Genomic DNA, 18,376 nt, shown 5'->3' with positions numbered 1-18,376 from the left:
ATACATCTAAAATTAAGCCAATTTATTTCTACCTATTTTTTAACACCAGTTGTTAAACTATCTATTTTTCTTAATTTAGGAGTATAAACCTTCAAATAAGCAGATGCATATAATCAAATTCCTTAATGATATTATCTGGTCAAACGTATTTTTAATTTTGTGTATTGGTGCCGGACTTTACTTTTCTTTTGTAACAAAATTTCTTCAGGTAAGATATATTAAAGATATGGTTACCCTATTGTTTAAAGAGAGTTCAGACAGTAAAGGTGTTAGTCCCTTTCAAGCTTTTTCTATAGCTATAGCTGGAAGAGTTGGGACCGGAAACATTGCCGGTGTAGCTACTGCCATTGCAATGGGTGGACCCGGCGCAGTCTTTTGGATGTGGATGATTGCTTTTTTTGGCGCAGCAACTGCATTTATTGAAGCAACCTTAGGTCAGATTTATAAAATTGAAAAAGAAGGACAGTATAAAGGTGGCCCTGCCTATTATATCGAACGCGGCCTTGGAGTTAAATGGTATGCACTACTTTTCGCCATAGCCACTATGATTAGTTGTACTTTGTTTTTACCTGGCGTACAAAGTAACAGTATTGCAGATAGCATGAACAATGCATTTAACATTCCGCCTTATGTTACTGGAATTTCCGTTGCTGCTTTACTCGCTGTAATTATATTTGGAGGTGTACAACGTATTGCCCGGGTATCTGAAGTGATAGTTTCTTTTATGGCTGGTGCTTATATACTGATGGCTGTTGTTATTCTTTTCCTTAACCTGAATGAAATTCCAGAAATTTTCTCTTTGATTGTAAAATCTGCTTTTGGTATTGATGCTACTTTTGGAGGTATTATTGGAATGGCGGTATCCTGGGGAATTAAAAGAGGAATTTACTCGAATGAAGCAGGGCAAGGAACAGCCCCTCATGCTGCGGCAGCTGCTGCGACCTCTCATCCTGTAAAACAAGGGCTTGTTCAGGCATTTTCGGTTTATATAGATACGTTATTTGTTTGTTCTTCAACAGCTTTTATTATATTATTTACAGGAAAATATAACGTTAAAAACCCTGCTGGCGGTTTTCTTTTAGAACAACTTCCTGGTATTGAAGAAGGTCCTGCTTTTACTCAAGCAGCCGTTGCATCACACTTCCCTTCTATTGGTAATGAGTTTATTGCATTTGCCCTCCTATTTTTTGCTTTTACCACTGCTATAGCTTATTATTTTATTGCGGAATCTAATCTGCATTATTTACATGGAAATAATCCTACCTCAAAACTTAAGATCAATATTCTTAGAATTGTATTTCTGGTAAGTGTATATTTTGGTTGTATTTCTAAAGGTGGAGACGCTTGGATGATTGGAGATATTGGAGTGGGTATTATGGCCTGGTTAAATATAGTGGCTATTATTTTACTCCAAAAACCAGCTTTAAAAGCATTTAAAGACTACGAATCACAAAAGAGAGCAGGTAAAAACCCTACTTTTGATCCCGAAAAATTGAATATTCGAAATACCATTTGGAAAAAAGACTAGCCTTTATTTTTCTTTGGGTCTTAGCACTAACAGGATTAAAACGAAACCAGTAAATAAGGTTATCAGTAAAAAGATAAATGCTATTAAAGGTATTCCCAAAACAACAGGTTTTAGATTTACAGACATTGTGAGAGCAGATAATATACAAAGCCCCAGAAATACGATGGCTAAAGTTAATTTATCTCCTGTTCTTCTTAAATTAGAATTGAGTTTTTCTATTTTTTCTACGGATAAATTCAAAGACAAATCACCTTTTTTTACCTGCCTGAATATTTCTCTCAAATCTTCAGGTAAACGTTCAATATCACGCCCCGTAGCTCTTAACTTTCTAAAGCTTTTTTCTAAAATATTTTTAGGATTTAAGTGTTCTAATATAATCTTATTAGTAAATGGCCTTATTTTGTCCAGAATATTTAAATTAGGATCTAACTTACGCCCAATACCTTCCATTAAAGAAATCCCTCTTATTAATTGATAAATATATTCTGGAAAATGGATTTGGTTGTCCCCAACAATACCCCAGACCTTACTCAATATTTCCTGAAGATTCATTGAGCCTAAAGAAACATTCCCCATAATTTCAAACAGCTCGTTTAATGCTCTTTCATAACGTTTTCTATCATTTATCTTGCTATAAATAGCGATATCCTCAATAACATTCCCTAGCCATACAGCATCTTCCTCTACAGAGGCCGTTACAAAGTCTTCCAGCTGCTTTCTATCACTTTTTAATAAAGTCCCCATATTCCCGAAATCCAGAAAGGCAATCTTGCCGTCAGGCATCACCATTAAATTTCCAGGATGTGGGTCTCCATGGAAAAAACCGTGTACCAAAACCTGTTCAAGATAAAGATTAAGTCCATTTTCCGCTAGTTTCTGTAAATCTATATTCTGTTTTTGTAGTTTTTTTACATCTGTAATTTTAGTGCCTTTTAAAAACTCCATACATAGTACAAAATCATTACATAACTCAGGAAATACCTTTGCAATTTTTATATTCTCATTTCCCTCAAAGTTTTCTGCAAACTTTTCCATATTAAGTCTCTCTTTATCTAAAGAAAGTTCTGCTGTTAGGCTATTTGAAAAAGATTCTACAATTAATGGAAGATTTAATTTCTCTAAAGCAACACTATAGGTTGATAATATTTTTGCCAAGTCCTTCATTAAAGCCATATCTATCTTTAACAACTCATCTACACCTGGTCTCCTGACTTTCAGCACTACGTTCTCTCCTGAAACTAACTGAGCTTTATACACCTGCGAAATAGATGCAGATGCAAAAGGTTCTTCTTCTATACTTTTAAAATAATCTGATAAGGAAATGCCCAGCTCTTTATTCAAAAATCTATTAACATCTAAAGTCACTGGCTTTACTTTATCTTCTAATTTTTGAAACTCTACAACCAATTCTTCGGGAAGTAACCCTTCTCTGGTTGTTGCAGCTTGACCTAGTTTAACAAAAGCTGGCCCTAACTCTTCTAAAACCATTCTCACACGAGTATATACAGAAACACTGTTAGTGTCCACTGAATTTTTGACATCTGTTTTATTGCTACCATTCCACGGCAACCTAGAGAGAAAGTCTCTAAACCCATATTTAGCTAAAACCGATATAATCTGAGAGGTTCTTTGTATTTTTTTTGCTGGATTTAACATAAATATCTAACAGTAACTATAATGCATTATTTTACTAAACGTATTTTTTATGCTTTTTGTTTAAATCAGAACTCCAGAAACTTATTAAACAAAAAAGGATCGAACTTTTCTGTCCGATCCTTTTCTGTTTTTTTAATGAAATTCTATCACTATAAGTCTCCCAATTCTTTCTTAATTTGGGTTGCTTTATCCATTCTATTCAATTTCACATAAACTTCACGTAAGGTATTTAATACGTTTACATCTTTAGGATTAAGCTCTCTTGCTCTTTCTAATAGAGGTAAAGCTTTTTTCAATTCACCTTCAAACTGTCCTTTCAGCGCATTATATTTTGCCTCTGTGCTTTTGTTATTAGGTAATTTGTTTGCTTCATTAATATACACGTTAGCCTTATCGATGTATAAGATTGAAAGATTTAAGATAGCATCTGTATAATTCGGATCTAACTCTATAGCTTTTTTATATGCCTCAGCTGCTTTCTCCGGCTGTTTATTGGCATTATAAGCTATCCCCGCAACAAAGTGTAAGGTTTTATTCTTTGGATCTCTGTTTACAGCATTTTCAATCTTTGAAATTTGAGAGGCTACTTGTCCTTTATTCAAATAAATATTCAATTCATCTAAAATAAGACTCAAGTTTTCAGGATGTCCTTCCCTTCCTTCTTCTATCGTTTTTAAAGCTTTAGATGTATCTGCTTTACTTAAATACAATCTGCTTAACTCCTGATATATTACCGGATTTTTCTTATTTAATGAAAGTGATTTCTCATAATAAGTGATTGCTTCTTCCGGCATTTGGGCATTGTTTGCAGCATATGCAGCATACATCGTGAATAATGAATCCTGAGGCTGAACTGATGACATATATTTAAACGCATTAAAAGCTTCTTTATAATTTTTAGTATTGAATGCTTTTACACCTTTATTTTGCATATATATCAACAAATTATTCTCTGCATTGGTCAATATATTTTTTTCTTTTCCAGCAGCGTCTAATTTCTTAGCTTCAGCAATAGACTCTAATGCCGTTTTCATAGCTTCTTCAGCTTTTGATTTATTTACCGTATCGGTAACAGCTATTGCAGAATAAATTAAGCCTCTGTTAGACCAAGCTTCGGCAGAACCTTTTGTTTTATCATGTAAAACAGCTTTATCTATAGAAGTCTTAGCTGTATTTAAAACTTCCAGTTGCTTTTTCATTGTTGCCTTTGCCTGTAAGTTTACCTCAAACAGGGCATAACTATTTTTTGCTGCACTTATCTCTGACTTTTGCGCAAATGCCGAGGATACTGCTGCAAACATAAAAATGCTCAATATCGCTTTTTTCATTTTGTTGTTTTTTAACAAAGCTTTTATTCTTCAGTTGTATCTGTTGAATTCTCAGCTTCTTCTGTATTGTTTTGATTGTTTAGTTCGTTATTTTCTTCTGCATTCTCTTCTTCCTCATCCCTTTCTACCTTAGTTACAGATGCTATTTCATCATTCTCTTTCAACGTAATCAATCTTACACCTTGTGTAGCACGTCCCATAACTCTTAAAGTATCCATTGCAATCCTGATTACGATTCCCGATCTGTTGATAATCATTAAATCATCATTATCAGTGACACTTTTAATAGCGACCAGATTTCCGGTTTTATCTGTTACATTGATGGTTTTAACACCTTTACCACCTCTATTTGTCACACGGTAGTCTTCAATATCGGTACGCTTTCCGTATCCTTTTTCAGAAACTACCAATACAGTACTTTCCGGAGAATCAATGCTAATCATTCCCACCACTTCATCTTTGTCATGCGCAAGAGAAATACCTCTTACCCCGGTTGCTGTACGTCCCATTGGTCTTACGGTAGACTCATTGAAACGGATTGCTCTTCCAGAACGTAAAGCCATAACAATTTCTGAACTTCCAGATGTTAAACTAGCTTCTAACAATTCGTCGCCTTCATTAATATTGATTGCATTAATACCATTTGAACGAGGGCGACTATAAGCCTCTAGCGTAGTTTTCTTGATAGTTCCTTTTTTGGTACACATAATAATGAAGTTGCTTTCAAGATATTCCTGATCTTTCAAATTCACCACCTTAATGTACGCTTTAATCTTCTCTTCTTTCTCGATATTGATTATATTCTGGATAGCTCTACCCTTGCTGGTTCTACTTCCTTCCGGAATTTCAAATACTCTTAACCAATAACATTTTCCTTTGTCTGTAAAAAATAATAAATAGTTATGGTTAGAAGCTACAAATATATGTTCAATAAAGTCTTCATCTCTAGAATTTGAACCTATTGAACCTTTCCCTCCCCTTCCTTGAGTACGGTATTCTGTTAAAGGGGTACGTTTAATGTATCCTTCGTGAGAAATTGTAATTACCACATCTTCATCTTCAATGAAGTCTTCGGTCATTAATTCAGCAGCTGAGTGAACTATTTCTGTTCTTCTCTCGTCGCCATATTTATCTTTAATCTCCAGTAATTCATCTTTGATAATACTCATCCTCAAAGACTCATTTTCTAAAACAGATTTCAAATATTCTATCTGTTTCATTAATTCAGCATACTCTTCTTTAATCTTATCTCTTTCCAGACCTGTTAAACGACGAAGAGTCATATCCAGAATAGCCCGAGCCTGAATGTCTGACAGACCAAATTTCTCCATCAATCCTTCTCTTGCCTCTTCTGGTGTTGCTGAATTTCTGATTAGGTTAATTACCTCGTCTAAATGATCAAGAGCTATTAATAAACCTTCCAGAATATGTGCTCTTTTTTCTGCCTCATTTAATTCAAACTTGGTTCTTCTTACGACTACATCATGTCTATGATCAACAAAGTGTACAATAAGGTCTTTCAAGTTCAATAACATTGGCCTTCCATTTACCAAAGCAATGTTATTTACACTAAATGAAGTCTGTAAAGCTGTATACTTATATAAGTTATTTAATACAACCCCGGCATTTGCATCTCTTTTTATTTCATAAACGATACGCATACCATCTCTGTCAGACTCATCTCTAATTTCAGAAATCCCCTCAATTTTCTTTTCGTTAACCAGCTCTGCTGTTCTTTCGATCATCTGAGCTTTATTAACCTGATATGGAATTTCAGAAACTACAATACGTTCTCTATCAGATGAAGTTGTTTCGATATCTGCTTTTGCCCGCATCACAATACGACCTCTTCCCGTTTCGAAAGCTTCTTTTACACCTTCATAACCGTATATAATTCCACCAGTTGGAAAATCCGGACCTTTAATATGCTGTACCAGTTCCTGTATCTCTATTTCCTTATTATCAATATAAGCAATAGTAGCATCTATTGATTCTGAAAGGTTGTGAGGGGCCATATTAGTTGCCATCCCCACCGCAATACCTGAAGCTCCATTTACCAAAAGATTAGGTATTCTTGTTGGCAAAACGGTAGGTTCTTGTAAAGAGTCGTCAAAGTTATTACGAAAATCTACCGTATCTTTATTGATATCGATAAGCATCTCCTCGGCCATCTTTTTAAAACGCACCTCGGTATAACGCATCGCCGCAGGCATATCTCCATCTACAGATCCAAAGTTACCTTGTCCATCAACCATCAGGTATCTTAAAGACCAGGGCTGAGCCATACGTACCATAGTATCGTAAACTGATGAATCTCCGTGTGGGTGATACTTACCCAAAACTTCTCCCACAACACGGGCAGATTTTTTATAAGGTTTGTTACTTTGAAGTCCCAAATCCTGCATTCCGTACAGCACCCTTCTATGTACCGGCTTTAAACCGTCTCTAACATCAGGCAATGCCCTGGAAACAATTACCGACATAGAATAATCGATGTACGCCGATTTCATTTCCTCCTCGATATTAATCGGGATAATTCTATCCTCTGCGTACTCGCTCTGATTACCTGTTTCTTCAGCCATATCTTAATTTAACGTGTAAACTATCTTGCTTCTTTTTATGCAAAAAGCGAAGTTAACAAATTAGTGCAAATACCCCACGGTTGTTGAAAAATAGTTTTAATTTGAAAAACAAATAAAAAGTCGTACATTGGTGTGACAATTTGTATTTTAAAGTAAAAAACACAAATACTATGAAATCTTTGAAGTATAAACAACCAGAATCTAACAAACAAATACTTATAGCTTCAGAACCTGAAGTTCTTTATGCCAGAGCTACTAAAGACATTAATTTCTCAATAGATGCTTTTGAAAATCTCCAACAAAATATACCTTTTAGTCAAATAGAATGGGCAGATATACTACATATTAATACACGTACTTTACAACGCTATATTAAAGACAATAAAGCATTTGAAGGCTTATATGCCGAGCATCTTCATCAAATACTGAATATGAGTAAATTAGGTTTGTCTATTTTTAAAACTCCTGACAACCTAAAAGAATGGTTAATAACACCAAAACATATATTGGGCAATACATTGGATTTTAATTCATTAAAATCTTTTTGGGGTGTTAAATTAATCAGCAATGAATTAGGCAGAATTACATACGGCGTGTATATATGATTGTTTATCGACTAGCTAACAAAGACTATATCAACGACAAAGATGGCGTTGGTGCAAAGCTATTTGGAGGCCGTTGGAATGCCATTAACACTCCTTGCATTTACACCAGCGAACACATATCACTGGCATTGCTCGAAAAATTCATTCATGCCAAGGTTGCCGAAAACATGCAAAACATAGCTTTATTAAAAATAGAACTTCCTGATGATGAAAGCTTATTTCATGTAGATTCAAAAAAACTAAAGCAATCCTGGGCTTATGATTTTGATTATACACAATGGTTAGGAGAGCAGCTTCTGGAAGACCAATCTATTCTTGCATTTTCTGTTCCATCAGCTATTATACCGGAAGAAAGAAATATTATTATAAACCCCTTATCTAAACGATTTAAGGAAAGTAAATTCAAGGAAATATGTGATTTCACCACAGATTATAGATTGCTAGGAAAACTAATAAATTCTAAAATCTAAGTTATCAAAAAACTTATTCCCCACCTTTAAAATCCCTCATCTTATTATGTTTTCTATTGAATACAACTTCTAAAATCTACAGTAAAAATTTCAATGTAATTAAATGATTCTTCAAAACCACAACGAAATGGTTTATCTTTGCAGAAAGATCGGGGATTTTCTTTTTCCTGTATCGTGTATTTAAGAGGTTAAAAGAGTTATTTTGAAAAATTACGTACCAGAAGATGGTTCTATGCTTCCTTTAATGGAAGAGTTCTATACAATTCAAGGAGAAGGATTTAACACTGGAAAAGCTGCTTATTTCATTAGACTAGGTGGTTGTGATGTTGGCTGTCATTGGTGCGATGTTAAAGAGTCCTGGGATGCGGATATACACCCTTTAACCCCGGCTGATGAAATTGTAGTGAATGCAAGTAAATACCCAGGAAAAGCCGTAGTTATTACGGGAGGAGAACCTCTACTGTATAACCTGGATTATTTAACTTCTGAATTAAAGAAAAAAGGCATCTTAACATTTATTGAAACTTCTGGTGCCTACCCTATTTCTGGCCATTGGGATTGGGTATGTCTTTCTCCAAAAAAATTCAAGGCTCCTGATCCTAATATTGCTAAACATGCCCACGAACTTAAAATCATTGTGTTTAATAAAAGTGATTTTGCCTGGGCAGAAGAACACGCTAAAAATGTGGGCGAAGGATGTAAATTATACCTTCAACCAGAATGGTCTAAGTCTCAACAAATGCTTCCTTTGATTATAGATTATGTAAAAAACAACCCTAAATGGGAAATTTCTTTACAAACACATAAATTCTTGAATATACCTTAATAATTGATAAATTTAGTTTTCAAAAACTAAATGAATGAAGGCCTTACTGACTTTTGCTTTAATTAGTATAAATCTGGTTCTATTTGCACAGGTTAATTACTCTACAAAAAACAGATCGGCTATAAAATCTTTTGAAAAGGCACAATCTTTATTGGATTTAAATGATTTTTTAAATGCCCAAAAAGAGCTAGATTTAGCTATAAAACAAGATGTTAAATTTTCAGAAGCATATCATTTAAAAGCTGATATTTATCGGTTTCAGGGTGATTTCTTAAATGCAAAATCATTATACAAAAAAGCTTTTGATATCGCACCTGAATTGGGTATAGACAGATATTTTTATTTAGCAGAGGTAGAATTAAAAACTGGTGATTATAATGAAGCAATTAAACATTTTAATATTTTCTCGACTAAAAGCAACCTCAAACCTGAAAAAGTTATTTTAGTTGAAAAGTACTTAAAAGATTGTGATTTTGCCCTAAATGCTATCAAAAAACCGGTTTCTTTCACTCCAATAAACTTAGGAGATGCCATCAATACTGTACAACATGAATATATGCCTGCAGTAACTCCGGATGAACAAATCTTAATTTTCACCAGACAGATAAATAATAATGAAGATTTTTATAGTTCTGTAAAAAAGGATGGAAAATGGCAAACTGCCCAATATCTTAGTAATAATATAAATACTCCTGAATATAATGAAGGTGCACAGTGTATTTCTTCTGATGGACAATTTTTATTTTTCACGGGTTGCAACAGACCTGATGGATTGGGCAGATGCGATATTTACGTTTCTCAGAAAGAAGGTGATAACTGGAGTAAGCCTGTTAATTTAGGTTCTCCCATCAATACTTCCGGATGGGAATCTCAGCCTTCCTTATCCGCAGACGGCCGTACATTATATTTTGTAAGTGACAGAAAAGGTGGATATGGGAGTTACGACATCTGGAAAAGCACTTTAGATGAAAACGGCAAATGGCAAGTTCCTATCAATTTAGGATCTAATGTAAACACTCCGTACGATGAACAATCACCATTCATTCATCCTGATAATGAAACACTTTATTTTTCGTCAAACGGATGGCCCGGAATGGGCAATAAAGACCTCTTTGTTTCCCGATTGGACAGTACAGGAAATTGGGGAAAAGCTAAAAACTTTGGTTACCCGATAAATACTTATGGCGAGGAAAGTGGTTTAACTGTAAATGCCAATGGAACCACCGCTTTTTTTTCATCTAATAATTTTAACGGAAAAGGTGGTTTTGACATCTATTCTTTTGATCTTCCTTCAGAAATAAGACCTCAAAGCGTAAATTACATAAAAGGAAAGGTTTATGATGCCAAAAACAAAAAACCTTTAAATGCCCTGGTTGAAATATTAGATTTAAAAACCGGAGAAAGTTTATATGCCGGTTATGCAGATAAAATTAATGGTACGTTTATGACCATTTTACCAAATAAAAAGACCTATAGCCTGAATGTATTCGATGATGGCTATCTATTTTTTACCGAAAACTTTTCTACAGAAAAATATCCTAAAGATAAACCTATTTATTTAGACGTACCCATGAATAAAATTGCTATAGGAGAAAAGGTTGTTTTAAAGAATATTTTTTTTGACACCAACAAATATGACCTGAAAGACGATTCTAAAACTGAACTGGGTATTTTAATAGATTTTTTAAACGAAAACAAAAACATTAAAATTGAACTACGGGGTCATACAGATAATGATGGTCACGAAAAAACCAATCAAGTATTATCCGAAAACAGAGCTAAAACTGTTTACGATTATCTGATTGAAAAGGGAGTTTTGCAAAAAAGATTACAATATAAGGGTTTTGGAGAATCATCTCCTATTGACAACAATTCTACCCCTGAAGGGAAAGCCAATAACCGCAGAACTGAATTTGTTATTATAGATATTCTTAAATAACCCTTCAAATAAAAAAGCGTATCTAAATTATTCAGACACGCTTTTTTTATTTAGTAAAATTCTGGTTTTATTATTCTGCAGTTTTAGTTTCTGCCGATGTTTCATCACCTGATTTTTCCTTTTTTTCTTTATTTTCCTCTTTTGGAGGTCTAGGTAATAATACCTTTCTTGATAATTTTAATTTACCTTGTTTATCTATATCCAGAAGTTTCACTCTTACCTCATCGCCTACTTTAAACAAACCATCCATAGATTCGTAACGTTTCCAATCTATTTCAGAAATATGCAATAAACCATCTTTACCTGGTAAAATTTCAACAAAAGCACCAAAAGGCATTATTGATTTCACTTTACCTTCATACACCTCACCTACTTCGGGTTTTACAACAATTGCTTTTATTCTTGATACAGCGCTATCCAAAGAATCTTTGTTACTTGCAAAAACCTGTACAACACCTTTATTATCTTTTTCTTCAATAGAAATAGTTGCACCAGTTTCACGCTGCATTTCCTGAATAATTTTACCTCCAGGACCTATAACAGCACCTATAAATTCTTTATCAATAGTAAAAGCAACTATTCTTGGGGTATGTGGTTTGTAATCTTCTCTCGGAGCAGAGATTGTTTTCTCCATTTCTCCAAGGATATGCAGACGACCATCTTTTGCCTGATTTAAAGCTTCTGTAAGTACTTCGTAAGAAAGTCCGTTCACTTTCAAATCCATTTGGCAAGCAGTAATACCATTTTTGGTTCCTGTAACTTTAAAGTCCATATCACCTAAGTGATCTTCATCACCAAGAATGTCTGATAAAATAGCATATTTACCAGTTTTCTCGTCAGAAATTAAACCCATTGCAATACCTGAAACCGGAGAACTGATTTTTACACCAGCATCCATTAAAGCCAGAGTTCCCGCACAAACAGTTGCCATAGAAGATGAACCGTTTGATTCTAGAATATCTGAAACTATACGAATTACATAAGGGTTTTCTAATTCTGAAGGAAGCACTTTTTTAATAGCTCTCATAGCCAGGTTTCCGTGACCTACTTCTCTTCTCCCCACTCCTCTGTTAGGACGAGCCTCTCCTGTTGAGAAAGCCGGGAAGTTATAATGCAACATAAAACGGTTATAACCCGAAATAAATGCTCCATCAATCATTTGTTCATCGTCTTTAGAACCTAAAGTTACGGTTGTTAATGATTGTGTTTCTCCTCTTGTAAAAACTGATGATCCGTGAGCTGATGGCAAATAATTAATCTCGCTCCAAATTGGACGTATCTGCTTTGAATTTCTTCCGTCTAAACGAACATTTTCATTTAACAGTAAGTTACGAACCGCATCGTACTGAACATCATGGAAATATTTTTTAGCCAAAAACACTATGCTATCTTCAAGTTCTTCACCTAAAGTTGCCTCAAAATCGCCATATATAGTAGCAAAAGCATCAGATCTTTCGTGTTTAGGTAATTGAGCTTTAGCTACTGCATAAACTTTATCATAAGTTGCTGCATAAACCTTGTCTTTTAACTCTAAATCTGAATTTTCGTGACAATATGTTCTTTTTTCTGTTTTTCCGGTAGCAATTGTCAATTCTTTCTGAATAGCAACTTGCTTTTTAATGGCTTCATGTGCAAACTGGATAGCTTCTACCAATTCACTTTCCTGAATCTCGTTAGACTCACCTTCAACCATGTTAATATCCTTTTCAGAACCGGCTACAATAAACTCTAAAGTAGCTCTTTCTAAATCACTTCTTAAAGGATTAATTACTAGCTGACCGTCTATTTTAGCTACACGAACTTCTGAAATTGGTCCGTTAAATGGAATATCAGAAACTGCTATAGCAGCCGAAGCAGCCAAACCTGCCAATGCATCAGGCATAATGTTTTCGTCTGATGAAATCAAACTAATCATCACCTGAGTTTCCGCATGATAATCCTCAGGAAACAACGGTCTTAAAGCTCTATCTACCAATCTTGAGATTAACACCTCATAATCAGACAATCTTGCTTCACGACGTAAGAAACCACCTGGTATACGACCACTTGCCGCATATTTTTCTTGATAATCTACTGATAAAGGAAGGAAGTCGACACCTTCTCTCGCCTCTTTATTGGATACAACTGTAGCCAACAGCATCGTATTACCTTGTTTAACGACAACCGATCCATCAGCCTGTTTTGCCAGCTTTCCGGTTTCGATCTCGATAATACGGCCATCGCCTAGATCTATCGACTTATTAATTACATTTAAACTCATAATTCTTATTTATTCGGCACAAAAATACTCTTTTATATCAGTTATTTTCTTTGATAATCAAATTTTTATTCTCGCATCAATCACTTACAAACAAAAACGTTACATCCATCTAACCACATAAAACAAAAATACCGCTTTATCAATTCAGATAAAGCGGTATAAAAAACTATTTATTACGGACTTATCTATTTCCACCTCTCATATTTCCGCCTCTCATAGATTCTTTTTGAGCATCAGTTAAAGTTTTATTCAATTTTTCTCTCTCCGTTTTCAATTCTTCTCTATATTTTGCTTGTAACTGTTTTTGTGAATCTGTGTAGCTTGACTCCAAAGCCTGTCTTTTTTCTCTGAAATTCATTGAAGCATTTGCTGCTATTTCTTTTTGTTTATCAGTATAGGTTGCCTCCAGATCTTTTTGTTGCTGCTCTCTCTTTTCATTCAGATTTTTCAATAAGGCTTTTTGTTCTTCTGTAGCATTTGGAATATTAAATCCACCTCTTTGCTGCATGCCTCCTGCTTTTCCCTGCATTTCTGTATTTGACTGAGCATTTTTTCTTCTTTCTGCCCTATCCTGAGCTTTTGATTGAAAACCAACTGCTGTTACCAACAACAGAACTGATGTGATTTTTAAGATTGACCTTTTCATTTTTATTCATTTTAAGTTGATACTCTTTAAGATGAACATCTACTAAAAAGGTTTAAACTATTTACAGATTTTAAGACTTTTTAACATTTATAGCTTAAACTTGCAGAAAGCTTTCCTCCTTCATATTCATCCAAATCAGCTATTTCTTCCAGAAAAAGATCCCAATCGCCATCAGTAAATAAATTCCCTTCGTATTCCTGAGTAGAATCATGATAATGCAAATACCACTCATTAACTTCTTCTAAATTATCATCAGTAGAAAACGATCTTACACTAAAGCCTTCATCACTTATATCCGCATCCCAGGCAGTTACCAATCCACCAGTTTGTTTAGATATAGAAAATGAGATTTCAAATTCGCTTCCCATATCAGGAAGATTTTCTAAAAATGCTCTAATTTCATTAGCTTCTTCTGCAGAATCCTCTTCAATTAACGATTTGTCTTCTATCAGCTGAAAAAATTCCAATAAATAGTTTTGATATCTTAGTAATAAGGTTCTATATACCTGATTCATTTGCTAAACTTTATTTTTGCTCAAAAGTAAGCCAAAAAAACAGGTTTTAGAAATAATCACTCAGCACCTGTCTTTCAACAATATTTAACAAACTAAAGCTCCTTCATCCTTACTATATACATTATTCTTTCTCAAAAAAACGCAATAATTGAGTTTTTTACGTAAACGTTCTATTAATAGAACAAACAATCATTACCGATAAAAAATGTGGATATTTTGACCATTAAAAATACTTTTTTGGTTTTTTACTTTCGAAAAAAAACTCTACTTTTGAACCCCGTACAAAAAGATTCAGATTTTGGTTCTAGATTAGAAAGAATTGCACTGAATCTTTATAGAAATCCATCATGACTAAGTATATTTTCGTTACGGGAGGCGTTACATCGTCTTTAGGGAAAGGTATTATTTCCGCATCATTAGCCAAGCTTTTACAAGCAAGAGGTTACAGAGTAACCATTCAGAAATTCGATCCTTACATTAATATCGATCCGGGAACCTTAAATCCATATGAGCATGGTGAATGTTTTGTTACCGAAGATGGTGCAGAAACAGATCTTGACCTTGGTCATTACGAACGTTTTTTAAATACCCCTACTTCTCAGGCAAACAACATTACTACTGGTAGAATCTACCAAAACGTTATCAGTAAAGAAAGAAAGGGAGAATATTTAGGAAAAACAGTTCAGGTTATTCCGCACATCACCGACGAAATTAAACACAATATGCGTTTGTTGGGCGAAACCGGAGACTACGATATTGTTATAACAGAATTAGGTGGAACCGTAGGTGATATTGAATCTCTCCCCTATATAGAAGCTGTTAGACAGTTTAAATGGGAAGCAGGTGCTCATGATGCCATCGTTATCCATTTAACTTTAGTACCTTTTCTGGCTGCTGCTGGCGAGTTAAAAACAAAACCAACGCAGCACTCGGTAAAAATGCTTTTGGAATACGGTATACAACCAGACATTCTGGTTTGCAGAACAGAACATCCTTTGGGACACGACCTTAGAAAGAAAATTGCTCAATTCTGTAACGTAAATCTAAATGCTGTTATAGAATCTGCCGATGCCAGTACTATTTATGATGTTCCTTTATTAATGTTAAAAGAACAGTTAGACCGTACTATATTGGCGAAATTGAAACTTCCGACCAAAAACGAACCTGATCTTGAAAAATGGAAAGAGTTTTTAGGTAAACTGAAAAACCCTACTGCCGAGGTAAAAGTGGGTTTAATTGGAAAATATGTAGAGCTTCCTGACGCTTATAAGTCAATTATCGAAGCTTTTATACATGCAGGCGCCACTAATGAATGTAAAGTAAAGGTTGAATGGATACATTCCGAAAGCTTAAATGAGGAAAATGTAAAATCTAAACTTTCTAAACTTGATGGGGTTTTGGTAGCTCCAGGTTTTGGAGAACGCGGTATTGATGGTAAAATTTATGCCATAAAATATATCAGAGAGAATAATATTCCTTTCTTTGGGATATGTTTGGGTATGCAATGTGCCGTTATAGAATTTGGTAGAAATGTTTTAGGCCTCAAAGATGCCCATAGTACCGAAATGAATGAGCATACTCCTCATCCGGTTATCACCATCATGGAAGATCAAAAAAACATAACTGCTAAAGGCGGAACCATGAGATTAGGAGCTTATCCTTGCGAACTAAAAAAAGGAACAAAAGCACATGTTATTTATGGTAAAAGTAAAATCTCTGAACGTCATAGGCACAGATACGAGTTTAACAACAAATATTTATCACAATATGAAGAGGCCGGGATGATTGCTTCTGGATTAAATCCTGAAAACGGCCTGGTTGAAATTGTAGAGTTAAAAAACCATCCATTCTTTGTGGCTTCTCAATTTCACCCGGAATTAAAATCGACTGTTGCAAATCCGCATCCTCTTTTTGTTAAATTTGTAGCAGCTTCATTAGAATATTCAAAAAAGAAAAACTAAAAAAGAAATTATACAATAATATATAATGGATAAAAATACTTTCACGGGGTTATTCCTTATTTTAATCATCCTTGTAGGATCTACCTTCCTTCTAAAACCTTCTGAAGAGGAAATTAAGAAAGAAAAGGCACTACAAGACTCCTTGGCAAAAGCAAAATCAATAGTAGCTACGCCACAAGGTCAACAAAAACCTCAAAATAACCAAGTTATTTTAGGTGATTCTACTTTAAGCAGTGCTATCCAAACTGAAGCCATCAGTTTTTTAGAAAATGATAAAATAAAGCTATCACTATCTAATGTAGGTGGTAAAATAGTAGGTTCAGAAATTAAAACTGAAACAGATTATCAGGGCAAACCGGTTGTACTTTTCAAGAATGCTAATTTTGGCCTAGAATTTATCAGCAACGGCAAACAGGTTAATACCAATAATTTGTTTTTTTCCAGAGTAGATTCTTTACCTAACAAAGTAACCTACAGATATGCCGAAACTGATGGTTCTTATATTGATTACACCTATACTTTAGAAAATGGAAGCAATCAGGTTGAGTTTAATATTGCTTTAAAAGGATATAGTCAAAAAATCCCCGGTTCAACTACAGATTTGAACATGATTTGGGGAACCAGTCTTTTACAACAAGAGAAAGACATTAAAAACGAAAGACACTATTCTACCATTTATTACAGAACTCTTGACGGCGATGTAGATCATCTGAGCGAAACAGAAAGTGATGAAAAATCTTTAGAGGATAAGAAAATCAACTGGATATCTTTTAAACAACACTTCTTCTCTACAGCTATTATTTCTAACGATGGTTTTGGAAAAGTAAACACAAAAGTAGAAACATCTGCAGCAAATGATATTGTAAAAAAATACAATACTAAATTAAGTCTGGCATACAAGCCTTTAGATGTTAACACTTACAACTTTTCTTTCTATTTTGGAAATAACAAATTTAGTCAGTTAAAAGATCAAGGACATGATTTAGAGAAACAGGTAAAAATGGGTTGGGGTCCATTGAAATGGATAAATAGATATTTGGTATTACCTATATTCAATTTCTTTAACAACTTTAACCTTAGCTACGGATTAATTATCCTTCTACTTACCCTTATCTTAAAAACAGTACTTTTCCCTTTCACTTACAAATCTTACCTATCTATGGCTAAGATGCGGGTATTAAAACCGGAAATGGATGAAATAAAAGCTAAAGTAGGTGAAGATAACCAAGCTCTATTACAACAAGAATACCTTAAGTTATATAAACAAGCAGGCGTTAATCCTTTAGGTGGATGTTTACCTTTATTGTTTCAAATGCCTTTTATCCTTGCTTTCTTCTATTTCTTCCCTAACTTATTTGAGTTAAGACACGAGAGCTTTTTATGGATGAAAGATTTATCGACTTATGATGATCTTATCAAATTTCCTGCAATACCTTTATTAGGTTGGGATCATATCAGTTTAATGTGTTTATTAATGACGGCATCTACACTGATATATACTTATTTCAATAACCAAACCTCTAATGTACAGGGACAAATGAAGTACATTGGATATATCACACCTCTAATTTTCTTTGGAGTGTTGAATTCTTATCCTTCCGGATTAAACTATTATTATTTCTGTGCTAACATTCTCACATTTACCCAACAAATTCTAATCAGAAGATTTGTGAACGATGATAAAATACATGCACAAATCCAGGAATATAAAAAGAAACCCGAAACTTCTAAAAAGAAAAGTGGTTTTCAGAAAAAACTGGAAGACATGATGAGACAGCAACAGCAGATGCAACAACAGCAAAAAAATAAAAAATAAGACGAAGAGGGAGAATTATCTCCCTCTTTTTTTTGAGAAAAAACTTACCCAACACAGGAAAATAAATCAACAAAACAACACAAACTCACAAAATAGAAGATATATACATATTTTAAGTTTAAATACATAAAAGCTACTTTTGTAAAAATGAATCAGATACAAACCTGAAACATTTGATTATTTAATATTGATTTAGCAACATTTCTGTAGTAATCATGTTTAAGGCATTGTTTATGTATAGTTA

13 protein-coding genes are annotated in these 18,376 nt (G+C 34.1%); 7 read left to right on the top strand and 6 right to left on the bottom strand.

The annotated features are described in order from the left end of the window. Nucleotides 1-103 precede the first annotated feature (103 nt). On the top strand, nt 104-1,528 hold the full coding sequence (locus ACFSAH_RS12795) for an alanine/glycine:cation symporter family protein (protein WP_379663137.1): 1,425 nt from the start codon (nt 104-106) through the stop codon (nt 1,526-1,528). Between the two features lie 3 nt (nt 1,529-1,531). Here the strand turns inward: ACFSAH_RS12795 and ACFSAH_RS12790 are convergent, their stop codons facing one another. The 3 genes from ACFSAH_RS12790 to gyrA all read right to left on the bottom strand — a co-directional run bounded on the left by ACFSAH_RS12790 (nt 1,532) and on the right by gyrA (nt 7,094). Next, nucleotides 1,532-3,184: an ABC1 kinase family protein gene (locus ACFSAH_RS12790; RefSeq protein ID WP_379663136.1), complete on the bottom strand. Its 1,653-nt coding sequence runs from the start codon at nt 3,182-3,184 to the stop codon at nt 1,532-1,534. Nucleotides 3,185-3,333: 149 nt separating this feature from the next. Further along, nucleotides 3,334-4,512 carry a tetratricopeptide repeat protein gene (locus ACFSAH_RS12785; RefSeq protein ID WP_379663135.1) on the bottom strand — a complete coding sequence of 393 codons (1,179 nt, stop codon included), beginning with the start codon at nt 4,510-4,512 and terminating at the stop codon, nt 3,334-3,336. 23 nt (nt 4,513-4,535) lie between these two features. Next, the gene (gyrA, locus tag ACFSAH_RS12780; protein ID WP_379663134.1) at nt 4,536-7,094 is read right to left on the bottom strand and encodes a DNA gyrase subunit A; all 2,559 of its coding nucleotides are present in this window, start codon (nt 7,092-7,094) and stop codon (nt 4,536-4,538) included. A 170-nt stretch (nt 7,095-7,264) separates the two neighbouring features. Between gyrA and ACFSAH_RS12775 the strand changes: the two genes are divergently transcribed. From ACFSAH_RS12775 to ACFSAH_RS12760, 4 genes are all read left to right on the top strand, one after another. Continuing rightward, nucleotides 7,265-7,699: a hypothetical protein gene (locus ACFSAH_RS12775; RefSeq protein ID WP_379663133.1), complete on the top strand. Its 435-nt coding sequence runs from the start codon at nt 7,265-7,267 to the stop codon at nt 7,697-7,699. Then, a complete protein-coding gene (locus tag ACFSAH_RS12770; RefSeq protein ID WP_379663132.1) occupies nt 7,696-8,169 on the top strand; it encodes an RES family NAD+ phosphorylase in 474 nt (157 codons plus the stop codon). The genes ACFSAH_RS12775 and ACFSAH_RS12770 overlap by 4 nt, the downstream gene beginning before the upstream one ends. 202 nt (nt 8,170-8,371) lie before the next feature. After that, a complete protein-coding gene (locus tag ACFSAH_RS12765; RefSeq protein WP_379663131.1) occupies nt 8,372-8,995 on the top strand; it encodes a 7-carboxy-7-deazaguanine synthase QueE in 624 nt (207 codons plus the stop codon). 34 nt (nt 8,996-9,029) lie between these two features. Next, nucleotides 9,030-10,934, top strand: a complete 1,905-nt coding sequence (locus ACFSAH_RS12760; protein ID WP_379663130.1) for an OmpA family protein — start codon at nt 9,030-9,032, stop codon at nt 10,932-10,934. 70 nt (nt 10,935-11,004) lie between these two features. Here ACFSAH_RS12760 and ACFSAH_RS12755 read toward each other — a convergent pair whose 3' ends face one another. From ACFSAH_RS12755 to ACFSAH_RS12745, 3 genes are all read right to left on the bottom strand, one after another. Next, on the bottom strand, nt 11,005-13,194 hold the full coding sequence (locus ACFSAH_RS12755; RefSeq protein WP_379663129.1) for a polyribonucleotide nucleotidyltransferase: 2,190 nt from the start codon (nt 13,192-13,194) through the stop codon (nt 11,005-11,007). Between the two features lie 181 nt (nt 13,195-13,375). Then, complete coding sequence (locus ACFSAH_RS12750; RefSeq protein ID WP_379663128.1) at nt 13,376-13,840, bottom strand: hypothetical protein; 465 nt, start codon at nt 13,838-13,840, stop codon at nt 13,376-13,378. 80 nt (nt 13,841-13,920) lie between these two features. Then, the gene (locus ACFSAH_RS12745) at nt 13,921-14,355 is read right to left on the bottom strand and encodes a hypothetical protein (RefSeq protein ID WP_379663127.1); all 435 of its coding nucleotides are present in this window, start codon (nt 14,353-14,355) and stop codon (nt 13,921-13,923) included. A gap of 347 nt (nt 14,356-14,702) precedes the next feature. Here ACFSAH_RS12745 and ACFSAH_RS12740 point away from each other — a divergent pair, with 347 nt between their 5' ends. Next, the gene (locus ACFSAH_RS12740; protein ID WP_379663126.1) at nt 14,703-16,316 is read left to right on the top strand and encodes a CTP synthase; all 1,614 of its coding nucleotides are present in this window, start codon (nt 14,703-14,705) and stop codon (nt 16,314-16,316) included. A gap of 25 nt (nt 16,317-16,341) precedes the next feature. Continuing rightward, a complete protein-coding gene (gene yidC, locus ACFSAH_RS12735) occupies nt 16,342-18,132 on the top strand; it encodes a membrane protein insertase YidC (RefSeq protein WP_379663125.1) in 1,791 nt (596 codons plus the stop codon). Nucleotides 18,133-18,376: the final 244 nt, after the last annotated feature.

It is taken from the genome of Pseudopedobacter beijingensis (genome assembly GCF_042678145.1).
Classification (GTDB): Bacteria; Bacteroidota; Bacteroidia; order Sphingobacteriales; family Sphingobacteriaceae; genus Pseudopedobacter; species Pseudopedobacter beijingensis.
This window is presented reverse-complemented; position numbering and strand designations above follow the sequence as displayed.

What these genes read in the sequence shown, in the direction of transcription:
- ACFSAH_RS12775 (WP_379663133.1), top strand. Translation starts at nt 7,265, where the DNA reads ATGAAATCTTTGAAGTATAAACAACCAGAATCTAACAAACAAATACTT.
- ACFSAH_RS12755 (WP_379663129.1), bottom strand. Translation starts at nt 13,194, where the DNA reads ATGAGTTTAAATGTAATTAATAAGTCGATAGATCTAGGCGATGGCCGT.
- ACFSAH_RS12790 (WP_379663136.1), bottom strand. Translation starts at nt 3,184, where the DNA reads ATGTTAAATCCAGCAAAAAAAATACAAAGAACCTCTCAGATTATATCG.
- ACFSAH_RS12795 (WP_379663137.1), top strand. Translation starts at nt 104, where the DNA reads ATGCATATAATCAAATTCCTTAATGATATTATCTGGTCAAACGTATTT.
- gyrA (WP_379663134.1), bottom strand. Translation starts at nt 7,094, where the DNA reads ATGGCTGAAGAAACAGGTAATCAGAGCGAGTACGCAGAGGATAGAATT.
- ACFSAH_RS12760 (WP_379663130.1), top strand. Translation starts at nt 9,030, where the DNA reads ATGAAGGCCTTACTGACTTTTGCTTTAATTAGTATAAATCTGGTTCTA.
- ACFSAH_RS12770 (WP_379663132.1), top strand. Translation starts at nt 7,696, where the DNA reads ATGATTGTTTATCGACTAGCTAACAAAGACTATATCAACGACAAAGAT.
- ACFSAH_RS12740 (WP_379663126.1), top strand. Translation starts at nt 14,703, where the DNA reads ATGACTAAGTATATTTTCGTTACGGGAGGCGTTACATCGTCTTTAGGG.
- ACFSAH_RS12745 (WP_379663127.1), bottom strand. Translation starts at nt 14,355, where the DNA reads ATGAATCAGGTATATAGAACCTTATTACTAAGATATCAAAACTATTTA.
- yidC (WP_379663125.1), top strand. Translation starts at nt 16,342, where the DNA reads ATGGATAAAAATACTTTCACGGGGTTATTCCTTATTTTAATCATCCTT.
- ACFSAH_RS12785 (WP_379663135.1), bottom strand. Translation starts at nt 4,512, where the DNA reads ATGAAAAAAGCGATATTGAGCATTTTTATGTTTGCAGCAGTATCCTCG.
- ACFSAH_RS12750 (WP_379663128.1), bottom strand. Translation starts at nt 13,840, where the DNA reads ATGAAAAGGTCAATCTTAAAAATCACATCAGTTCTGTTGTTGGTAACA.